This window comes from Oleiphilus sp. HI0066 (assembly GCF_001635725.1).
The window spans coordinates 1-938 of record NZ_LWFH01001360.1; the positions used below are offsets into that span (position 1 = coordinate 1).

2 protein-coding genes and 1 other RNA gene are annotated in these 938 nt (G+C 42.4%); all 3 read right to left on the bottom strand.

Going from position 1 to position 938, the window contains the following annotated elements:
• Window positions 1-9: 9 nt before the first annotated feature.
• Window positions 10-188: non-coding RNA, 6S RNA (gene ssrS, locus A3738_RS20680), on the bottom strand.
• A gap of 72 nt (window positions 189-260) precedes the next feature.
• On the bottom strand, window positions 261-554 hold the full coding sequence (locus A3738_RS20685; RefSeq protein ID WP_068475983.1) for a cell division protein ZapA: 294 nt from the start codon (window positions 552-554) through the stop codon (window positions 261-263).
• Entirely contained in the window at window positions 554-760 is a 207-nt protein-coding gene (locus A3738_RS20690) for a TIGR02449 family protein (protein ID WP_068475982.1), read from the bottom strand. Before A3738_RS20690 ends, A3738_RS20685 begins: the two co-directional genes overlap by 1 nt.
• Window positions 761-938 lie beyond the last annotated feature (178 nt).

Consider the following 938-nt stretch of genomic DNA (forward strand, 5'->3'; position numbering starts at 1 on the left):
TTTAAAGTAGTGTGCCCGAAATGCCGCTGCCTGATAGGGCCTTGAACCGAAAAGGTTCAAGGTGGCTAGCACATGATATGAATTAGGCTTTCCCGTCGATGGGGACCTGCACACATCATACAACATACTTGCCTGGTACTAAGTATCGGCTCGAGGACTTATCTAGCTGGCAAACATTCCAGAACACATCGCAAGTATATGTATTTACTTAGCTGTTTGCATTCAGCATTCCTAAAAAAAACAAAAAATTAAAGTTGAAACTAGCGAGCGTCTTTCGCACCGAGCATGCGATCCATTTGTGCTTCAAGCTTTGATAATTTCTTTTGATCACCAAAAGTGTTCTCAGAGCTTTGCATTAACTCGTAGGTAAGATTCAAAGCAGCCATTACAGCAATACGTTCACTGCCAAAAATCTTTCCAGAATTACGTATTTCACGCATTTTGCTGTCGAGCTGCACTGAAGCTTCACGAAGTTCTTTTTGTTTGTCTGCTGGGCAGGCGACGAGATACTCTTTGTCCAGAATCTTTACTTCAAGCGTATTCTGCTCAGACATTAATTTTGCTCCAAAGCACGTAGGCGACCGATCATGCCTTCTATCTTAGATTTTGCGAGTTCGTTTTTTTGTAGTAGTTGAGTACGTTCGTTATGAAGCTCTTCTTGTGACTGCTGTAAGCGAGCATTGTCTTCTTCAAGGCGCTGACAGTAGGCAAGTAATTGCTCAACTTTGTCTGAGAATCGGCTGATAGACGAGTTGTCCATGACTGCTTTCCTTAGTGATGACCTAGAGCGAAATGAAAGAGCATCTAAGATAGTCGGTGTTTCTTAATACTACGACTATAATTTGGCTCCGCCTTAGGGTCAATAAGGCTAACACCACGGGGTGAATCAGTCGTATAATTTCCCTTAAAATTTTTGCACCAACGGAGTCTCTATGAGT